Raw genomic sequence first — 19,488 nt, 5'->3', positions numbered from 1 at the left:
TAACTACAAGTTTTTTACTATTTTTTCTGCTCTTTCCCAATCTTCTACCGTATCAATATTTACATGATTTTCTTTTGAGGATTCTATATAAGAAATTGAGTCTCCAAACAATGTATTTTGTTCTTTTAAAACTGATGTTTTTGTTATATAAATACTACCATCTCTATAATAAGCTTTTGGTAATTTTTGTCTTTGAGGAATAATAGTTTTATCCCCAGTAGCTATTGATAAGTTACCTTCTTTTGTTTCTGTAAATGCCCAATGCGGATTATATTCATGAGGAATTTCTAATACAGAAATTAACGAATCTGTTTCTTTTTCTATAAATGTTTCAATTGCTTTTTCCACAAACGCTAATGTTCTAAACGGACTTGTAACTTGTAATAAACAAACAGCATCAAAGTAAATACCTTTATTTTCAAAATGTTCTAATGCGTGTAAAATTACGGGTAAAGTTGGCGATTTATCTTCTGCTAAATCTGTTGGTCTAATAAAGGGAACTTCTAAACCTAACTTTTTCCCTACTTCAATAATTAACTCACTATCTGAACTTAAGACAACATTTTTTAAGTTTTTAGATTTTAAAGCAACTTCAGAAGTGTATTGTAATAACGGTTTTCCACCCAACAACTTAATGTTCTTATTTGGAACTCCTTTAGAGCCACCACGAGCAGGTATTAATCCTAAAATTCTCATTTTAATATACAATCGTTTTATGAAAACTTAAATTTGTGTTTGCAAGAGTTTCTGCTATCTTTTCACCTGAATTTCCTGTTCCATAAATATTTTGTTTAATTATATCAACAGAACTTATACGTGCTAAAACTGCTTCTTTTATTTCTTGTTTATCATAAGAAACATCTACCACATTTGTACCTCTTTGTCTTCTATTTTGACGTGTACCAATATTTACTGTTGGCACTCCAAGGTAAGAACACTCCCTAATACCAACACTAGAATTACCAATTAAACATTTACTATTTACTAACAAACTAAGAAAATCTTGTGGTTCCATATTTTTGAAAAAATGAATATTCTTAGGTTTCATTCTTTCTCTAAAAGATCTAATACCTCCAGAAGTTCCATCTGAACCAGCATCTACATTTGGCCAAAACCAAAATGTTGGAATATCTAGCTCGTAAATTGCTTTTAAGGTAGTTTCAACATCTTTTCTAGCAGAATCATATTCAGTAGTTACAGGATGTTGCATAACTACTAAATAGCCATTTTTAAAATCAATATTTTCTCCAACACCTCCATATTTTTCAATAGGATTAAAATTTAACTTTGGGTTATTTAAAACCTCATCAGCTAAATCTATTGAAGGGCAACCAGTATTAAAAACCATTGCAGGGTTTTCTCCCATTTTTATAACACGTTCTTTTGCCTCTTCCGAAGCAACTAAATGTAAATCTGCCAATTTAGTATTTGCATGACGTACTTTTTCATCTATGTTTCCTGTAACTTCTCCTCCTTGAATATGGACTAACGGAATATTTTGATAAGAAGCGGCAATACTAGTTGCTATAGTTTCAAACCTATCTGCAATTGTTACTACAGCATCTGGTTCTAATTTATAAAAAACATTGGCAAGTTCCATAACACCTAAACCTGTAGTTTTTGCCATTGAAGTAGGATTTTCTCCTTCTAAAACCATAAAAACTTTTTCAGAAACTGTAAAGCCATCTTTTTCAATATACTCTACCGCATTACCGTACCTTCCTAATAATGCAGAACCTGCAATAACCAACTGTAACTCTAACTTTGGATGATTTTTAATAGCTGTTAATGCCGATTTTATTCGACTATATGAAGGTCGTGCAGTAATTACAACACATATTTTTTTAGGAATTTGTTTCATTATGTAATATCTGTTTCATTTAAAAAAGACCACTGTTGCAAATCTTTTTTAAGTTTTTTACCAATTACCTTTTGATAATTACTTGCTAAAATACCAAATCCTTTAGGTTTTTTAGTTTCTAAATCAGAAAAAGATAAGACATGTCCTTTTGGTAAATCTTTATTTATTGCTAATGATTTTTCAAAAATCTGTTTTAAATCAGAAAATTGTGAGTTGTCATTTTTATCAATCGGATTTTTAAGTGCTATATCAATATTATTTACAGCTTTAACTAACATCGAAACCTCATCAAAAGTTAAAGATGAAGTTGCATCGGGTCCTTTAGAATTCTTATCAAAAACTACATGGAATTCTAATATCTCAGCTCCCAAAGCTGTTGCAGAAATACAAGCTTCTATAGTTGATGAATGATCTGAAAATCCAACAGGAACATTATATTTATCTTTTAATTCTTGTAGTACATTTAAACCAAATTGAATTGGTTTTGTAGGATAAGACGTTGTACATTGTAAAATTGAATATGCTACATTTCTTTCTTTTAAAAACTGAACCGTAGCATCTAACTCTTCAAAAGAACTCATTCCAGAAGACACTATTACTGGTTTACCTGTTTGTGCAATTTTTTCTAACAACACAAAATTATTTACTTCTCCAGATCCAACTTTATAACGTTTAACACCAACTTCTTCTAATAAATCTACTGCTTTATTACTAAACGGAGAACTCATAAACTCTAATTCAACATCATCACAATGCTGCTTCAATTCTTTCCATTGCTCTAAAGAAAACTCCATTCTCTTCCAATAATCAAAACGTGTTTTATCTTCAGAAAAACGAATTCTAAAAGGCTCATGAATACTGCTTTCTGCTGATGCAATATGTGTTTGAAATTTTATAGCACTACAACCGGTTTTAGCTACAGCGTCTATATATTTATGAGCTAATGCAATACTACCTTCGTGTGCTTGTGCTATTTCTGCTATTGTAAAAATCATAATTATTTTTCTGGAGACCAATAAATCTTTGTTGTCGATAATTTTTGATACTCTTTTAATTCCTTTTTAGTAAATCTATTTTTAAGTTTATAAATATTAGGCAAGTTAAGAAACAAATCTACTTTTGCTTGTAATAAGGCTATTAATACTCTAAAATCTCCCTTAAAAATCTTAGTTTTAAACTGCATATAAACTGAGTATAAAATCTTTTTAGGGATTTTTGATATTGGATAAAAAAGGAAATACAAATACCATCCTGATCGAATAGACCTCCTTAACCTAACATTATAATCTTTTGCCTTTTTCCTTGCTTTATTATCTACTCTATGATGCACTAATATTTTTGGTACATAATGAATTTCAATATCCTTTTTAAACAATTGATAGGATGCAAAGTCTTCTTCTCCATAAAACTGAAACCAAGCAGGATACTCTGGTATTGATTCCCAACTTTCTTTTCTCCAAACATGTCCACAACCTACAAAACCTTTAACTCTTTCTGGTGTGTTTTTACTTGCTGTTTTAATAGGCAAATTTTTGCTCCAAAAAATTCTACAAGCTATAACACCACATTCTAAGTTTTTTAGAAAATAATCTTCTATATTTTCTAAAACATTATCGGATAAAAAATTAGCATCATCATCTAAAGAAATAACATAATTGCCTTTAGATAAACTATTTAAAACATTTCTATTATAGATTAAACCAAGGCTTTTATCATTAAAAATTAAAGTGTGTTTTTTATAGGATTCTTTTAAAAATTCTTGAGTTCCATCTGAAGAAAAATCATCTACAATTAAAAGTTCCACATCTTCTCTTTCTAATAAACTATTAAGAGAATTTAAAGTGAATTTTAAATCGTTAATTCGGTTTTTGGTAGTGATTACAATAGAAAACTTAATCATTAATTATAGTTTTAAGTTGTTTGTCTAAAAATTGAACATCTACATAATCTTCTAAATCTTTTCTATTTAATTTTTGATTTTCGCCTTTTAACCAATTTAAGTATAACGTTTCAATGTGTTGCGCTATTACCTCAACATTATCTGCTTCTGATACAAATTTATATTGATTTCCCATTAAGCGTTTCGTTTCACTATAATGTGGCCCCAATAATAATATTGGCTTGTTTGCTGAAACACAGTGCGGAAATTTACCTGGTAAAAATGGACTAATTTCCGATTTTGATTCTAAAATAATATTTACAGATACGTTCTTTTGAAGTTCATTTATAATTTCAAAATCTACATATCCATCTATATAAATTGTATCATTTTTTATTGTGCTTAAATATTCTTTATGATAACTATTTGGGCCAATTAATAACAATTGAGAAGTATTATTAGCTTCTTTATTTTTTCCTAAAAATTTTAAATACCCTTCAATTAATCCTTTTGGGCTTCTTTGTTTCATTAAATTACCCGCATGTAATAATGAAAACTTAGTAGCATTAAAATGATTTGGTAAATTGATATCAGCCAACTTATTACTTTCTATATTTTGGTGTGGTATAATAAGACCTGTATTAAGAAAGTTTGAATAATAACTTCCCATCCATTCTTTTAATAACAAACTTGGAAATGCAGAATACTTTGCTTTTACTGATACTTCCCTAAAAAATGCTTCTTTAAATTTATATCCTTTTTCTACCCAATTATAAGGCCTTGGATAAAAATGAAACGGATAAGGATCATGCACATAAGCTAACCATTTGTTTTGCAGCGTTGGTAACTTTAACATTGCATAATGTGGTCTAAAACTTGCGCCTTTACTTAATGTGATAATTAAATCTTCTGAGTTATAATGTTCTTTTAAAGCCTTAGAAATACTTTTAGTATCATTAAAAAAAGTAAATGAATGTCCAAATATATTTTCTAAAAAATTAGACATATCAACTTTTAAAACCCTACTTATAACTCTTTGCGTTCTGCTTAAAAGATAGTTTATAGAAAACTTTGTTTCTTTAATATTTACACATTCAATATTGTTGGCTAAACGTATTTCTTTCCGAGAATAATGTAAAACTTTTACCTTATAGCCTAATTTATAAATATTGTTAATTAAAGCAACATTGACTTTTGAGCCACTGCTATCATTAACATCTATAGATTCAGATAAGATTAGAACTGATTTCACTGTATTATTTTTCATTAAAATACAACCTTTTTAATGAAACTATTCTAAACAAAAAACCTTTGAACAAGCCTTCTGTTATACTGTAATATATTGCTTTACTTTTTATAAATTGTTTTCTAAACCTTAAATTTCTTGCAGTGTCTTTATTAGAACCCTGACTTATATGCACAATTTCTGCTTTTGGTTCAATCATGCACTTAGTATTTGGTAACTTTTGTTTTATTCTAAAACAGAGTTCCGTTTCTTCAAAGTATAGGAAAAAACGTTTATCAAATACACCAATTTTATCTAACACTTCTTTTCTGACAAAAAAGTCTGCACCAGATACATAATCAACTTCAATAGAAACCTTAGGAAGTCTAGGTATATTTTTTATACTTCTAGGTTTCTTATATTTATATAAGTATTTTAATAATGAGTTATTAATGAAATTTTGGTAATCTGGAAAGTTACCTGCAAAAACATTTGTTTCTAAATTCTGTTTAAACAACATACCTCCTACAACAGCAACATTTTTATTTTTAGCACTCTCCATAAAATCAAATAAAATCTTAATAGCATTATTTAATAAATACGTGTCTGTATTTAACAAGAAACAATATTTACCTTTTGCAATTCTAAGACCAACGTTATTTGCTCTACCAAAACCTTCATTGGTTTTATTTTCTATTAAATTTATAGATGGAAAACTTTCAGATATAAGGTTTACAGAATCATCTTTTGAGTCATTATCTACAACAATTATTTCATATAAAATACCTGATGTGTTTTTTATAACAGAAGCTATTGCTTGGCAAGTAAGTTTTGCTGTATTATAATTAACAAATATTATACTAACATCCATACAGAATTTATAAAATTTTTTTCTGAAAAGATTTATAACTAATCAAGTTTAAGCTTTCTTTTCTGTTTTCATTAAAAACATTAAATTCAAAATAAGGGTTATTTATTTTGGTCGGCTTACCTAAATTTAAACTTTTTGATATCACACCAATACCCCAGTCAGAATCAATACAACAAGAATAAGTTTCTTTACTTTGTCTTTGCTTAAAAAAAGCTTTCCAAGTAGTACCATTCCAATAACCTTTTGCTGGTGACAATTTATAATTATGATTTTCACTTGCATGAAACTCTGATGGTGGATTACAGTCATGCATAACTATATAACCGTCTTCTTTTAAAAATGATAAAGAATTTTTTATATCCCTTTCAACCTGATCTGCTAAATGCAAACCATCTATAAAAATAACATCAAACAAAATATCTTCTTGCAAGATTTTTCCTTCTCTCACATCTTCAAAAAAAACATCACTTGTTACTTTAAAATCTACAGGGTTTTTAGGGTTCTCATAACCTGGATCTACACTATATTTTTCTTTAGAAACAATCAAATCAAAATTTTGTTGAGGAAACCTAACACCTATTTCAAGGTATTTAGTTTCTCTATTCAAAAAATTTAGTAAAAAATTAATAAGTTCATATCTGTATGGTGACTTTTTATGTTCCATTGTAATTATTCGTTCACCCTCTTTATGAAACTTATTATTTATAACTCTCTTACCTAATTCATAAATATTTTTCTTTCTTTTTAAGTATGCTTTCATCTTTTAATAACTTTTAGCTTCCTGATGTTTTTAATAACTGAAAAAGACTTACACCCAAGTATAATTACCAAATACTGCTCCATGGTTGAAACCACCATGAACAATAAAAGGTGAAATATCATCTATAACATCAAATGAACATATGGAAGATAATGTATCATATCTTTTTGTATTTGGAATATGTAAATAAACATCCAATATATAATTCCCTTTAGTTAAAAATAATTTATCAATTCGTAATTTATAAATATACTTATCATCCTCAATTAACTTTTCTGCTGAAAATATACGTGATTCATTATTTTTCATTACCATAATAAATAATGAGCTATTCATTACTTTTGAATTCACACCGATTTCAACTTCTATATTAATATTTTCAGAACAAACATATGTTTCTTTCGTTTTATTTTTATCATCAAAAACTCTAACTGATTTAAAATAAAGATCAGTTTTTTTCATTTTAAAAAGCTCATCCTTAGTTTTTATGAAAACTGGAGGCTTATCAACAAATAAATAATCATCTATAATTTCACTTGTACTACCAATTTTGGAAACTTTACCATTATTTAATAAAATACATTTATTACAAAGACGTTTTACAGCTGCCATATCATGGCTCACAAACAAAACCGTTCTACCTTCTCCTTTAGAAATATCTTGCATTTTACCAATGGCTTTCTTTTGAAATTCTGCATCTCCAACAGCTAAAACTTCATCAACCACTAAAATATCCGGTTCTAAATGCGCTGCTACGGCAAAAGCTAAACGCACTTTCATTCCGCTAGAATACCTTTTCACAGGAGTATCTACATAACGTTCACAACCAGAGAAATCTATAATTTCATCTAATTTAGACGCTATTTCTTTTTTGGTCATTCCTAAGATTGCCCCGTTTAAAAAGATGTTTTCTCTCCCAGTCATTTCTGGATGAAAACCTGTACCAACTTCTAATAAAGAAGCAATTCTTCCTTTAGACTTTATACTTCCAGTAGTTGGTCCGGTAACTTTAGATAATATCTTTAAAAGTGTAGATTTACCAGCACCGTTTTTACCAATAATTCCTAAAACTTCTCCTCGTTTAACATCAAAATTAATATCTTTTAATGCCCAAACATATTCTGAGCTTGCCTTGGAACTTCTATCATTAGCATCCCCAACTCTTAAATACGGGTCTTCTTTTCCTCTAATTTTTGCCCACCATCTATTTAAATCGTGACTTATAGTTCCTGTACCAACAGTTCCTAAACGATATTGTTTAGATAAGTTTTCAACCTTTAAAATAACGTCATCTTTCATCTTAAATAGTATCTATAAAGGTTTTTTCTGTCTTGTTAAAAATTACCAATCCAACTAAAAACACAACTACTGCAGTGGCTAGTAAATACAAAATTTGCATTACAGAAACCGAACCAGTTCCTAAAATAATGTTTCTAAAGGTTTCTATAACAGTTGTCATAGGATTATACTCTACAATCCAAGCATATTTAGGCATTTTCACTTTTACAATTTCTAACGGATACATTACTGCAGACAAATACATTAATAGTTGTACACCAAATGAAACTAAAAAGGTTAAATCTCTATATTTAGTTACCATAGAAGAAATAATCATACCCAAACCTAAACCTAACATTCCCATAGAAATAATTAAAAAAGGTAAATATAAAAGGTCTACAGAAAGCTGAACTTCCATTCCTTTAAAAGCATATAAAATATAGAAAAATATAAAAATTATAAGTTGAATTCCGAATTTTAATAAATTAGAAACTACTATAGACATTGGCATTATTACTCTTGGAAAATAAACTTTTCCAAAAATATTTTCATTCTTTTTAAAGGTATCTGAAGTGTTTGTTAAGCAATCTCTAAAATAACTCCACGCTGTAATACCTGCTAAATTGAATAAAAAAGGAGGTATTGTTCCTGTTGAAATTTCAGCAATATTATTAAATACTAAAGTGAAGATTATCGAGGTAAATAAAGGCTGAATTATATACCAAAGTGGTCCTAAAATAGTTTGTTTGTAAACCGTAATTACATCTCTTTTTACAAACAAAAAAAGCAAATCTCTATACTGCCAAACTTCTTTTAGATTTAAATCTAATAAGCTGTTTTTAGGCGTAATTTCAAAAAGCCAATCATTTTTTTTCATCATTATCTAGGGAATAATAATCTAATTTTAGAACATTAATCACAAATATAATTTAAAATCCCAATTAGCAATATGAATTGATACTTAATTCAGTCGATTTTTTTTACATTTGAATTAGAAATAATTCCTTTTTTAAAGATAACAATTTAGTAAGTTTAGTCTAAACATTTTAGCGTCACCACAATAAAAAAATTGTGGTCGGGCTTTACACTATATCTTTTGCAAAAACAAAAGGATGCCGTTTCAATCCCTTACGCAAGCTAACTTATTATGGAAAATAACAATTTGGAAATTATAGCATTTCAACCAAAATACGCAAAAGCGTTTTACGATTTAAATGTAGAGTGGTTAGAAAAATATTTTTATGTAGAACCTTATGATAAAAAGGTTTTAAGCAATCCGCAAGAATATATTATTGATAACGGTGGTTTTATTTTTGTTACAAAGTATAACAATGAAGTGGCCGGTGTTGTAGCATTCATCAACCAAAAAAACTTTTTTGAATTAAGTAAAATGGCAGTTCTCCCAAAATATCAAGGTTTAAAAATTGGGCAACAATTAATGGATTTCTGTATAAATTTTGCAAGAGAACAACAATGGAAAAGTGTTACTTTATATTCACACAGAAGTTTAAAAGCAGCAATAAACTTATACCATAAAGTTGGCTTTAAAGAAATTCAATTAGAAAAAGACTCTCATTATGAGCGTTCCGATATTAAAATGCTTTTAACTCTTTAGCTAAAAATTAATAATAAAAAAGGGAGCACAATTGCTCCCTTTTTTATTATTAATTTTTAGTTTTTTAGAATCTATAACCTAATCCAACTTGAAAAATATCAAACCTAACTGATACTCCAGATAATAAAGGATCATTAACTTTTAATCTATCAGATAATCCAAAAGAATATCTTCCAGTAATAAATACTTTGTCTGTAAAATCATACCCTATACCTGCTCCTAGACCAAAACCAAAAGTATTAACATCATCTTCACTTTCATCTAAGATAAGATCCATAACAGGACCTGCTTGAAAGTTAAGCTGATCAGTAACATAATACTTAAACATAACAGGAATGATTAAACTATTTCCTTCTCCTCCATTTTCAGAAACTCTAGCATATTGTAATTCTGGTTGAATTTTCATTTTTTCAGAAATAGAAATATCTGCAAGAAATCCTAAATAAATACCAGATATGCCATCGGAAGCAGAAGCTCCATTTGCACTTGCTACTGCTATTAAATTATGATATCCAGCCTTAATACCAAAACTTGTTTCTTGAGCATTTAATTTTCCATAACCAAACAATAACATTATTGCAATAAATAATACATTTTTCATTTTTATTTTTTTTTAAATTTTATTGTTTGGGGTAGAATCATTATCGTCTTCGTTATCTAATATTATTTCTGCATTATTAGAGAATGTTCCTGATCCATTAACAGTAACTGCCAAAATTAGTTCAACAATATCACCATTTGCAACTGTAATATTCTTTAAATCCCAAATACCTGAAGTATTATTAAAAGTTGTACCTGTTGGAATTGTAGATCCTGTTCCATTATATGTTAATCCATTAGGAAGTGCATTTAAAACTTCTATTCCGTTTGCATCAACTGGCCCATCATTTTTAAGTTTTAAAGTATAAAATATTGTTTCTCCAACTTTTGGTAACGCATTATTAACACTTATATTTAAACTTAGATCTGCAATACAGGAAACACTAATATTTTGTGTTGCCGAAGTACTGTTTCCGCTAGAATCTGTAAATGTCCAGGTAACAACTGTTGTTCCTTTTGTTGTAATTGGAAAAACAGTAGTTGTTGTTCCTGTGATTATTCCTTCACAGACATCATTTGTTGTAGGTGCTGTTGGCGTTGCACTACAGTTAAAAGATTCGTCAGAAAGTATAGGTTTAGTTGGAGCTAAAATATCTTTAGCAGTAACTGTTATCGTTTTTTGAACCTCACAGTCATTTTCGTCAGAAATAGTAACTGTATAGTCCCCATCAACTAAGCCTGTTCTGTCTTCTGTATTTGGTCCATCGCTCCAAGAATAAGTGTAAGCACCTTCACCTCCTGAAACAGATATATTAATTTCTCCATCATTAGTTCCTGAACAACTTGCTTCAGTTATGGTTTCAGAAATAGATAATAATGCTGGTAACACAAGAGTTTTCTCATCACTTGCTGCTTCAGCTGGACAGTTAGACTCATATAAACCATTATAAACTAACTCTGCTTTAAAATTTCCTGTAAAATCGTCTGAACCAGTATAAATAAACGAGCCAGATTCTGTGTTTGATGTTCCAATTTGCACATCGTTTAAAAAGAATTTCCACGAATAATTATTTGTTGTTGGTGTACAACTTAACTGATTAATTGTAGCCGAATAGTCTATTGTATTACATCCATTTCTTGTTAGGTTTGCAGTTGCTTCTGGACATGGAACACAAACTTGTGGGTTTTGAAATGTTTCTTCTACAACTTCACATTCAGAATTTTGATACTTCATAGTTGAAGTTCCTGGATCAGTAATTCCACACTCGTCTTCAGTTGCAACTATAGAGTACTCTAAAGTTACCGTTTCGTTTAAAACTTTATCTATAAACCAATCTATTTTTTGACCTGTAACTGTATAAGAACCTTTACTTGTTAATAAGGTATTTGGTACAATTGAAAAACCATTAGGGATTTGATCACTCACAAGTGACTCTCCATCTACAGCAGTTGCTGCAGCTAATAATTGACCTAAGATTGTGTTATAAATAGAAGTTAAATCGGCTGCATTGTTAGTATAAAATGCACCGCTATTTTCAATTGTATTTAGAGTGTGTTGAGATACGGCAAGTTGCGCACTCGATAAAGTTCCTGTAAAACCAACAGTAAATATTTGTTGATCATAAGAATCTCCATTTACAGTAAAATTTTCTACATCAGTAGCTGCTGTAAACGCTCTAGTTTGACAAGCAGTATCAATTGTTGTATCATTACATTGTCCATTTCCTGTAACATTAGTACCTAAACCATTATGCCATCTTGCAACACCATCGGTTAATAAAATAATACTTCTAGATGTTGTACAGTCAAAAGTAGCCTGTGGTGCTGGAGGAGATAAAACTTCTTTTGCTTTAATTAAAGCATCTTCCATATTTGTTGAACCTCCAGATACTATACTATTTATTTCATTAATTATAGTTTGCTTAGAGCTTCCTAAAGTTAAATTAATTTCTGTATTTGCAAATGAATTATAACTTACAATAGCAACTCTGTTTTTCCCAAATGGATCATTCGAAGAATCAAAAATATTATTTACAAAGTCTACTGCTGCTTCTTGAGCAAACTGTAATAATGTTTTGGTTGTACCGTCAACTGTTACTTGATCTGCCATACTCCCTGAATTATCAATAAGTAATACAACTTCTTGCGGTTTAATGGTTGGCGAACCTTCAATAGATAATTTAACGTCAAACTGCCTACAATTTATAGTGTTTTCTATAATTTCTTTTTCAATTACAATTTCCTGACTAATAGTTAATTGAGTAAAAAAAACAAAGGCAATTATAAGGCACGCCTTCAGGTTAAAAAAAAATTTCTTTTTCATAATAAAGTCTTTTAATGCAGATTACCTTAATTCTGGATTAGGTATAAACGTTTTAAGAATAGTAGAAGCAATAATTTCTTTACATTCTAGAGAATAAACTTTTACTTTTGTTAAATTCCAAGTATTAAAACTCTTAGTATCAATTTTACTTAATAACACATTAAAAGTGTATTTTTCTCCAGGATTTAAAACAATTTCATTAATTGATTTATTCTTACTATTTAAAGTTATAGCTTTTAAACTAGAAGTTTTAATTGTTTTTTTAGATTTAGAAAAACGGCTTTTTAAGTTTTTTAATTCCTCCTTTGTATTTTCCATTTCTACTTTATAGCTAGTTTTTTTATTAGAAGTATTAGTAAGTATTAACTTATATTTTAAATCACTTTTAAAAATTGATTTAGAATTTCTATTCTTCTCTACCTCTAAAATAGCTGTACAGTTGTTTAAAGTATTACTTTTAGGAAAAACCTTGTTAGTTTTAGTTAAAGATAGATTAACTAAAATTATAGATATAATACTTATATATTTTATTACTCTTTTCATTATTATTTTTTTAAAAAAAATTACAAATCTTATGCCATTTTTTGGAATTAGATTTAATAACTAACTTTTAGACACAACTATGCCTTTAAAGTCACATAAATGGGGTGTAAATGAAGAGTTTTTTTTATTTTATAGAAAAAAGCTAAGAAATAGCATTTAAAATGTGTAGGGAATTTCTTTTACTGAGTGTAAATATATAAATAAAATTTAAAACATATTTTATTTTACTATAGTTTACAAAATAGTACAAACAGAAACTTCAGCCTAATTGGCTGAAGTTTATTGACATAAAGTATAGGTATTAGAGGGCTGGGAACTAATTAAGGAAATTAAATGAGGGAAAATACCTTGCTTTATGATTTTATTTTTTTTGGTTTTTTACATCTATATTTTTTCCTCCACTTACTATATAGAAATAAGATCGTCTATTTTCTTGATGTTCTTCCTTAGAACATCTAACTCCGTCTGAACATTTATTTAATAATTGATCTTCTCCAAAACCTATTGCACTTTCAATTCTGCTAGCACTTATACCTCTAGAAATAATATAGCTTCCTGTAGACTTTGCTCTTCGGTCAGATAATAATCTGTTGTATGCTTTTTTTCCGCGACTGTCTGTATGCGCTTCAATTTTAATAACCATTTTGGGATTATTATTCATTACCGTTACAATGTTTTCGAGCTCAAAAGCTGCATCTTCTCTAATGTTATACTTATCGTAATCAAAAAATATTGGATTAATAACTATTTGATTACCTACAATTAAAGCAGTTAACACTAAATCTACGTCGTTACTTTTATCGTCTTCTGTAGTTGTGTAAAGAGAGTTTTGATCTGATCTATAATCTATTTTGCTTCCTTGTACTGTTAAGCTAGTTTTACAAGGTGCATTACTAAACATGTAATTTCCTTTACTATCACTTGTAGTTTCTTCAATAATTCTTCCTGAACTTTCAATAAGTTTTACCGTTGCTCCAGCTATTATTTCTCCAGTTCTTTTTTCTGTAACAGTACCTGAAATACTTTGGCTACATAACAATGATTTAAGTGGTATATTTAAAGTATTTTCTGCTCCATCTTTTCCTGAAGTTCGATTTGTTTTTTGATTGGGTGCAAAGGTTTCTTTTGATGCTTTAACAGTGTAACTTTCTCCACAATCTGCTTCTAAAAATTTGTACTTTCCGTTTTCTTTAGTAATAAATTGATCTACTTTTTTCCCGTTAGTATCAATCATTTCAACCAATGCTCCCGAGATTGGATCACCCGTTTTTAGATTTGTTATAACACCGGTTATATTTTGTGTACAACTTGCTACTATAAAACTATAAATATCATCATCTCCTTTCCCTCCTTTTCTATTGGAAGAGAAAAAACCTTTATTTTTTTCTTTATTGGTAGTAAAACCAAAATCATCCATTTTACTATTAAATGGCGCGTGTATATTTTTTACTTCACTAAAACCTTTATCTTTTGTAAGCTTTGTTTCGAATATATCTAAAGCTCCTAAACCTAAATGTCCATCAGAAGAAAAATACAAAACACTGTCTTTACTCATATAAGGAAACATTTCTCTTCCTTCTGTGTTAACATTTTTCCCTAGATTTTCTGGTTCTCCATACGTATTTCCATTAATTGAAACTTTATATAAATCTGTACTTCCATAACCATTTGGCATATCTGAAATAAAATATAGTTCTTTTTCATTAGGACTTAAAGCCGGATGACCAATTGAAAAATCGTTACTATTAAAAGGTAACTCTGTAATATTATCCCATTTTCCATTTATTAAACGAGCTTTATATATTTTTAGAAATACTTCTCTATCTTTATTCTTTCCTAGTTTTTTACCATTGTAATTATCTCTGGTAAAGTACATTGTTAAACCATCTTTTGTTAGTATTGCATTGGCTTCATGAAACTTTGTTTGAACAGGTTCATCTAAAACTACCTTATCAGTTAACTCTAATACTTTTCCTTTATCTGTACCTCCTTCTAAGGTTTGCTCTTCTTTTTTAGCTATAAAAATATCTAAATATGGCTGTTCATTCCATCTATAAATTCTATTATTAGTTCCTTCACTTGGAGCTGAAGAGGAGAAATAGAAATTATCTTCATATATAAATCCACCAAAGTCTGAGTATTTTGTATTTAAGGCTACATTATGTACATTAATAACTTCTTTCTTTTTTTTCTGATACACTGTATCTGAATAAACATTTACATAGTTTGGAGTTAATTCTAAATTCTCATATCTAGTATCCTCTGGCTGCAACTTTTTAAAGGCTTTCATTGCATCATCAGATTCTTTATATTTACCATTACTTTTTAAAGTTTTGGCATATTTAAATAAATATTCAGGCTCAACATAACTCTTATAATTTGTAATTAACTTTTGATACCATTTTTCTGCTTTATCCATTTCTGAATTAAAGTAATATGAATCTGCTAATCGTTGTAAAACTCTTTTTGTTGTGTCTCCATCTTGTATTAATTCTTTATATAATTCAGCAGATTTTACATAAGCAAAATCCTCAAAATATCTATTTGCTAAATATCTACGCTGACCAAAAGATTGGATTGTAATAAGTAAAGCAAGAGTTAATAGTAATTTTGGTGTTTTCATATCTTGATTTTTTTTTAAAAGAATCTTGGAGATTTAACTGGTCCTTCTCTAAATATCTCATAACGTAACATTACCTCATGAGTTCCTGAGTTATAATTACTGTAGTTTGATGTTGTTAAATCATAGGCATAACCAATGTTTAATCCATCACTTACTTGAAAGCCTAATAATGCACTTATTGAATCGTCCCATCTCCAAGCTAATCCTGCTCTAAACTTTTCATTAAACAAAAAGTTTGCTGAAATATCTAATGATAATGGTGCACCTTGTACTCCTTTTAATAATGCGGCTGGTTTAAACTTAATGCTTTCATTTAAATCAAAAACATAACCTGTTATTAAGAAAAAGTGCAAACGCTCTACAGCTACACTTTCTATATTATCATCGTAATGATCTGTTCTTATAAAGTTTGGTACCGCTAATCCTACATACCACTTTGGTTTGTGGTAATAAGCTCCAGCTCCTAATGTTGGTAAAAACTTGTTGTTTATATTGGTATTAAATCTTGGCTCTGGACTCTGAAAAGTTCCTCTACTCCAATCTACATTTAACAAACGCCCCCCTATTTTTAGACCTAAAGCTAAATTCCCTTCATTTCCAGTACGAATTGTATAAGATATATTAGCATCTAAATAAGTCTCATGTGATGGTCCTAATTTATCATTTACCAAGTTGATTCCTAATCCAACTCCAGAATAGCCTAAAGGTGTATCATAACTTAATGTTTGAGTATCTGGTGCTCCATCAAAACCAACCCATTGAGTTCTTCCCAAAGCGGTTATTGTTGTATGACCGCGAGATCCTGCATAGGCAGGATTCACGCTCATTGTATTATACATATACTGTGTAAACTGTGGATCTTGTTGTGAAAATCCTTCTACTGATATCAATAATAAAATTAATATAGAAACATTTATTCTTAGGATGTCAATATTTGATATTGTTTTCATAACTTTTTCTTTTATTGTCCTCTACTTATTGTTAACCACCCTTTTTTAAGAGGAGAACCATCACCTAAATCTATAATATACATGTAAGTTCCATCTGGTAAACCTTTATTTCTACCTACAACACTACCACCATTAGATATTCCTGTCCATTTATTATCATAGTTTTCTGCTTTAAACACTAAACGTCCCCATCTACCATATACCTGTAATTTATTATTAGGATATTTATCTAAACAATCTATTTTAAAATAATCGTTAACTCCGTCTCCATTAGGACTAAATATATTGTAAACAGTTAAACAAACTGGTTTAGTTTCTGCTGTAGCAGTATTATTAACATTAACAAAATCTTCTTGATCTACTCCGATTATAGTAGTTGTATTTATATAATCTCCACTTGGGTAATCTGCAAACTCATTAACTTGAACAGTTAATAATAATGTTACAGTTGTGTTTCCTGGGACTGTTCCAATATTCCATTCTCCACTCATATCATTATAAGTGCTTCCAGGAACATCTGTTGTATGAGAAACATAAATATAACCTTCCGGTAACAAGTCTTCAACAATTACCCCAGTTGCTTCCATGACAGTAGGATTTGTAACAGATATAGTAAACATAATTTCATGATTTACAATAGGATTTGCATCATCAACAGTTTTGGTAATCCTTAAATCTATTGGTAATCTTAATTGAAAACTATCGTAATCATCTTCCGTAACAACACCATTATTTGGTGTACTATTTGGATCAAAATTTATACTACGTGTTACTTCAGCTTCAACAAAGTGTTCATTATCTAGAAGTTGAGGTGTTAGAACTGTAACATCTATTTCTAATGTTTTTGTTTCATCAACTTCTATATCTCCTATTTCCCAAATTCCATCTTGTAAGTTATAGTTTCCATTTCTATGAATGATATATTCCAATCCAGATGGCAGAAGACTTTTTACTCTTACATTTGTACTTCTATTTGGTCCATCATTAGTTAACTCTAAGTTATAAACTACAGTTTCTCCAACATCTGCAACTTCTTTATTCGTAGTCATAACTAATCTTAAATCAGATACAAATTTTACTTTTGGATCTGCAGAATCGTGATCATCTTCAGAAAGAATTCCATTATTTGGTGTAGAATCTGGGTCAAAATTATCACTTGCTATAACTTCTGCAAAATTAGTGAATGGCCCGTCTGGGTTTATTGTAGCTAACAGAGTTAAAACTACAGACTCATTAATATTTAAAGTAGGAATTGTCCACTCTGTATCAAAATAGACTGTACCTGTTGTTGTGTTAGAATTTACCATTGTATAACCTGCTGGTAATTCATCTTTAATCACAATACCTGTTGCTTTATTAGGGCCGCTATTTGTTACAGTTATTTCAAACTCTACTGTATCAAAAGGTGTTGGTCCACCACTACCATCAGCATCAGTAATTAAAACTACCTTCTTATTTAAACTAATGTCTGATACTGGCTGAACTCCTTCTTCGCCTGGCTCTTCTCCATCGCCATCATCTTCATCGTCTGGATCGTTTTCTACGTTTCCATCACCGTCTGTATCTACACCATTATTTGGTGTTGAATCTGGGTCGAAGTTATCACTCGCTGTTACTTCTGCTAAGTTGGTGTATTCTCCACTTGCGTTAATCGTTGCTTCGATTACTAAGGTTACCGTTGCTTGATTCGCTATCGTTCCAATAGTCCAAACGCCTGTGTTTACATCGTAACTTCCTTGACTTGGTGTGTTATTTGTTAACGTGTATCCTGTTGGAATTTGATCTGTTACAACAACGCCTGGTGCTTCATTCGGGCCGTTGTTGTTTACAGATATTGTAAATACAACTGTATCATTTGGTGTTGGTGTTCCACTATTATCTGCGTCTAATGTTACTTCAGAAGTCTTATCTAAACTGATATCAGATACTGGCTGAACTCCATCTTCGCCTGGCTCTTCTCCATCTCCATCATCTTCATCATCTGGATCGTTTTCTACGTTTCCATCATTGTCCGTATCTACGCCATTATCCGGAGTAGAATCTGGGTCAAAGTTATCACTTGCAGTTACTTCTGCTAAGTTGGTGTATTCTCCACTTGCGTTAATCGTTGCTTCGATTACTAAGGTTACCGTTGCTTGATTCGCTATCGTTCCAATAGTCCAAACGCCTGTGTTTACATCGTAACTTCCTTGACTTGGTGTGTTATTTGTTAACGTGTATCCTGTTGGAATTTGATCTGTTACAACAACGCCTGGTGCTTCATTCGGGCCGTTGTTGTTTACAGATATTGTAAATACAACTGTATCATTTGGTGTTGGTGTTCCACTATTATCTGCGTCTAATGTTACTTCAGAAGTCTTATCTAAACTGATATCAGATACTGGCTGAACTCCATCTTCGCCTGGCTCTTCTCCATCTCCATCATCTTCATCATCTGGATCGTTTTCTACGTTTCCATCATTGTCCGTATCTACCCCATTATCCGGAGTAGAATCTGGATCAAAATTATCACTTGCTGTTACTTCTGCTAAGTTGGTGTACTCTCCACTTGCGTTAATCGTTGCTTCGATTACTAAGGTTACCGTTGCTTGGTTCGCTATCGTTCCAATAGTCCAAACGCCTGTGTTGGTGTCGTAACTTCCTTGACTTGGTGTGGTGTCTGTTAACGTGTATCCTGTTGGAAGTTGATCTGTTACCACAACACCTGGTGCTTCGTTCGGGCCATTGTTGTTTACCGATATGGTAAATTCAACTGTGTCTCCTGGACTTGGTGTGGTGCTATTATCTGCATCAACTGTAATGGCTGATGTTTTGTCTAAGCTGATGTCCGAAGTTGGTTGTACACCATCATCACCTGGCAATTCTCCATCTCCATCATCTTCATCATCTGGATCGTTTTCTACGTTTCCATCGTTGTCCGTATCTACACCATTATTTGGGGTTGAATCTGGATCAAAATTATCACTTGCTGTTACTTCTGCTAAGTTGGTGTACTCTCCACTTGCGTTAATCGTTGCTTC

Annotated in this window: 16 protein-coding genes; 1 reads left to right on the top strand and 15 read right to left on the bottom strand. The window is 30.2% G+C overall.

Annotated elements, in window-relative coordinates:
- Positions 1-3: 3 nt before the first annotated feature.
- The 9 genes from L1S33_RS06090 to L1S33_RS06050 are packed head-to-tail and all read right to left on the bottom strand — an operon-like array spanning position 4 to position 8,754.
- Entirely contained in the window at positions 4-696 is a 693-nt protein-coding gene (locus L1S33_RS06090) for an acylneuraminate cytidylyltransferase family protein (protein ID WP_240561659.1), read from the bottom strand.
- Position 697: 1 nt separating this feature from the next.
- Entirely contained in the window at positions 698-1,861 is a 1,164-nt protein-coding gene (gene neuC / locus L1S33_RS06085) for a UDP-N-acetylglucosamine 2-epimerase (protein ID WP_240561658.1), read from the bottom strand.
- Positions 1,861-2,856 (bottom strand): N-acetylneuraminate synthase family protein, encoded by a 996-nt coding sequence (locus L1S33_RS06080; RefSeq protein WP_240561657.1) that lies wholly within the window; start codon positions 2,854-2,856, stop codon positions 1,861-1,863. Before L1S33_RS06080 ends, neuC begins: the two co-directional genes overlap by 1 nt.
- A 2-nt stretch (positions 2,857-2,858) precedes the next feature.
- On the bottom strand, positions 2,859-3,761 hold the full coding sequence (locus L1S33_RS06075; protein WP_240561656.1) for a glycosyltransferase family 2 protein: 903 nt from the start codon (positions 3,759-3,761) through the stop codon (positions 2,859-2,861).
- Positions 3,754-5,007, bottom strand: a complete 1,254-nt coding sequence (locus L1S33_RS06070) for a glycosyltransferase family protein (RefSeq protein WP_240561655.1) — start codon at positions 5,005-5,007, stop codon at positions 3,754-3,756. Before L1S33_RS06070 ends, L1S33_RS06075 begins: the two co-directional genes overlap by 8 nt.
- Entirely contained in the window at positions 4,997-5,836 is an 840-nt protein-coding gene (locus tag L1S33_RS06065) for a glycosyltransferase family 2 protein (protein WP_240561654.1), read from the bottom strand. The genes L1S33_RS06070 and L1S33_RS06065 overlap by 11 nt, the downstream gene beginning before the upstream one ends.
- 7 nt (positions 5,837-5,843) lie before the next feature.
- On the bottom strand, positions 5,844-6,596 hold the full coding sequence (locus tag L1S33_RS06060; protein WP_240561653.1) for a class I SAM-dependent methyltransferase: 753 nt from the start codon (positions 6,594-6,596) through the stop codon (positions 5,844-5,846).
- Between the two features lie 48 nt (positions 6,597-6,644).
- Entirely contained in the window at positions 6,645-7,895 is a 1,251-nt protein-coding gene (locus L1S33_RS06055) for an ABC transporter ATP-binding protein (RefSeq protein ID WP_240561652.1), read from the bottom strand.
- A gap of 1 nt (position 7,896) precedes the next feature.
- A complete protein-coding gene (locus L1S33_RS06050) occupies positions 7,897-8,754 on the bottom strand; it encodes an ABC transporter permease (RefSeq protein WP_240561651.1) in 858 nt (285 codons plus the stop codon).
- Positions 8,755-9,021: 267 nt separating this feature from the next.
- On the opposite strand from L1S33_RS06050, the gene L1S33_RS06045 reads away from it, so the two are divergent.
- Positions 9,022-9,489 carry a GNAT family N-acetyltransferase gene (locus tag L1S33_RS06045; protein WP_240561650.1) on the top strand — a complete coding sequence of 156 codons (468 nt, stop codon included), beginning with the start codon at positions 9,022-9,024 and terminating at the stop codon, positions 9,487-9,489.
- Positions 9,490-9,553: 64 nt separating this feature from the next.
- On the opposite strand, the gene L1S33_RS06040 is transcribed toward L1S33_RS06045, so the two are convergent.
- From L1S33_RS06040 to L1S33_RS06015, 6 genes are all read right to left on the bottom strand, one after another.
- Positions 9,554-10,090 carry a porin family protein gene (locus L1S33_RS06040; protein WP_240561649.1) on the bottom strand — a complete coding sequence of 179 codons (537 nt, stop codon included), beginning with the start codon at positions 10,088-10,090 and terminating at the stop codon, positions 9,554-9,556.
- A gap of 12 nt (positions 10,091-10,102) precedes the next feature.
- Positions 10,103-12,352, bottom strand: coding sequence for a VWA domain-containing protein (locus tag L1S33_RS06035; RefSeq protein WP_240561648.1), 2,250 nt, complete (start codon positions 12,350-12,352; stop codon positions 10,103-10,105).
- Positions 12,353-12,373: 21 nt separating this feature from the next.
- Entirely contained in the window at positions 12,374-12,895 is a 522-nt protein-coding gene (locus L1S33_RS06030) for a hypothetical protein (protein ID WP_240552121.1), read from the bottom strand.
- A gap of 361 nt (positions 12,896-13,256) precedes the next feature.
- The gene (locus L1S33_RS06025) at positions 13,257-15,518 is read right to left on the bottom strand and encodes an OmpA family protein (RefSeq protein WP_240561647.1); all 2,262 of its coding nucleotides are present in this window, start codon (positions 15,516-15,518) and stop codon (positions 13,257-13,259) included.
- Between the two features lie 14 nt (positions 15,519-15,532).
- Positions 15,533-16,468, bottom strand: coding sequence for a PorP/SprF family type IX secretion system membrane protein (locus L1S33_RS06020; protein WP_240561646.1), 936 nt, complete (start codon positions 16,466-16,468; stop codon positions 15,533-15,535).
- Between the two features lie 11 nt (positions 16,469-16,479).
- A partial coding sequence (locus tag L1S33_RS06015) for a T9SS type B sorting domain-containing protein (protein WP_240561645.1) occupies positions 16,480-19,488 on the bottom strand: 3,009 nt, incomplete at its 5' end.

Source organism: Tenacibaculum aquimarinum (assembly GCF_022478115.1).
In the GTDB taxonomy this organism is placed as follows: Bacteria; Bacteroidota; Bacteroidia; order Flavobacteriales; family Flavobacteriaceae; genus Polaribacter; species Polaribacter aquimarinum_A.
The sequence above is the reverse complement of the archived record's forward strand: the minus strand, read 5'-3'. Positions and strand labels throughout refer to the sequence as shown.

What these genes read in the sequence shown, in the direction of transcription:
- L1S33_RS06080 (WP_240561657.1), bottom strand. Translation starts at nt 2,856, where the DNA reads ATGATTTTTACAATAGCAGAAATAGCACAAGCACACGAAGGTAGTATT.
- L1S33_RS06020 (WP_240561646.1), bottom strand. Translation starts at nt 16,468, where the DNA reads ATGAAAACAATATCAAATATTGACATCCTAAGAATAAATGTTTCTATA.
- L1S33_RS06090 (WP_240561659.1), bottom strand. Translation starts at nt 696, where the DNA reads ATGAGAATTTTAGGATTAATACCTGCTCGTGGTGGCTCTAAAGGAGTT.
- L1S33_RS06070 (WP_240561655.1), bottom strand. Translation starts at nt 5,007, where the DNA reads ATGAAAAATAATACAGTGAAATCAGTTCTAATCTTATCTGAATCTATA.
- L1S33_RS06065 (WP_240561654.1), bottom strand. Translation starts at nt 5,836, where the DNA reads ATGGATGTTAGTATAATATTTGTTAATTATAATACAGCAAAACTTACT.
- neuC (WP_240561658.1), bottom strand. Translation starts at nt 1,861, where the DNA reads ATGAAACAAATTCCTAAAAAAATATGTGTTGTAATTACTGCACGACCT.
- L1S33_RS06060 (WP_240561653.1), bottom strand. Translation starts at nt 6,596, where the DNA reads ATGAAAGCATACTTAAAAAGAAAGAAAAATATTTATGAATTAGGTAAG.
- L1S33_RS06040 (WP_240561649.1), bottom strand. Translation starts at nt 10,090, where the DNA reads ATGAAAAATGTATTATTTATTGCAATAATGTTATTGTTTGGTTATGGA.
- L1S33_RS06050 (WP_240561651.1), bottom strand. Translation starts at nt 8,754, where the DNA reads ATGATGAAAAAAAATGATTGGCTTTTTGAAATTACGCCTAAAAACAGC.
- L1S33_RS06035 (WP_240561648.1), bottom strand. Translation starts at nt 12,352, where the DNA reads ATGAAAAAGAAATTTTTTTTTAACCTGAAGGCGTGCCTTATAATTGCC.
- L1S33_RS06075 (WP_240561656.1), bottom strand. Translation starts at nt 3,761, where the DNA reads ATGATTAAGTTTTCTATTGTAATCACTACCAAAAACCGAATTAACGAT.
- L1S33_RS06045 (WP_240561650.1), top strand. Translation starts at nt 9,022, where the DNA reads ATGGAAAATAACAATTTGGAAATTATAGCATTTCAACCAAAATACGCA.
- L1S33_RS06030 (WP_240552121.1), bottom strand. Translation starts at nt 12,895, where the DNA reads ATGAAAAGAGTAATAAAATATATAAGTATTATATCTATAATTTTAGTT.
- L1S33_RS06025 (WP_240561647.1), bottom strand. Translation starts at nt 15,518, where the DNA reads ATGAAAACACCAAAATTACTATTAACTCTTGCTTTACTTATTACAATC.
- L1S33_RS06055 (WP_240561652.1), bottom strand. Translation starts at nt 7,895, where the DNA reads ATGAAAGATGACGTTATTTTAAAGGTTGAAAACTTATCTAAACAATAT.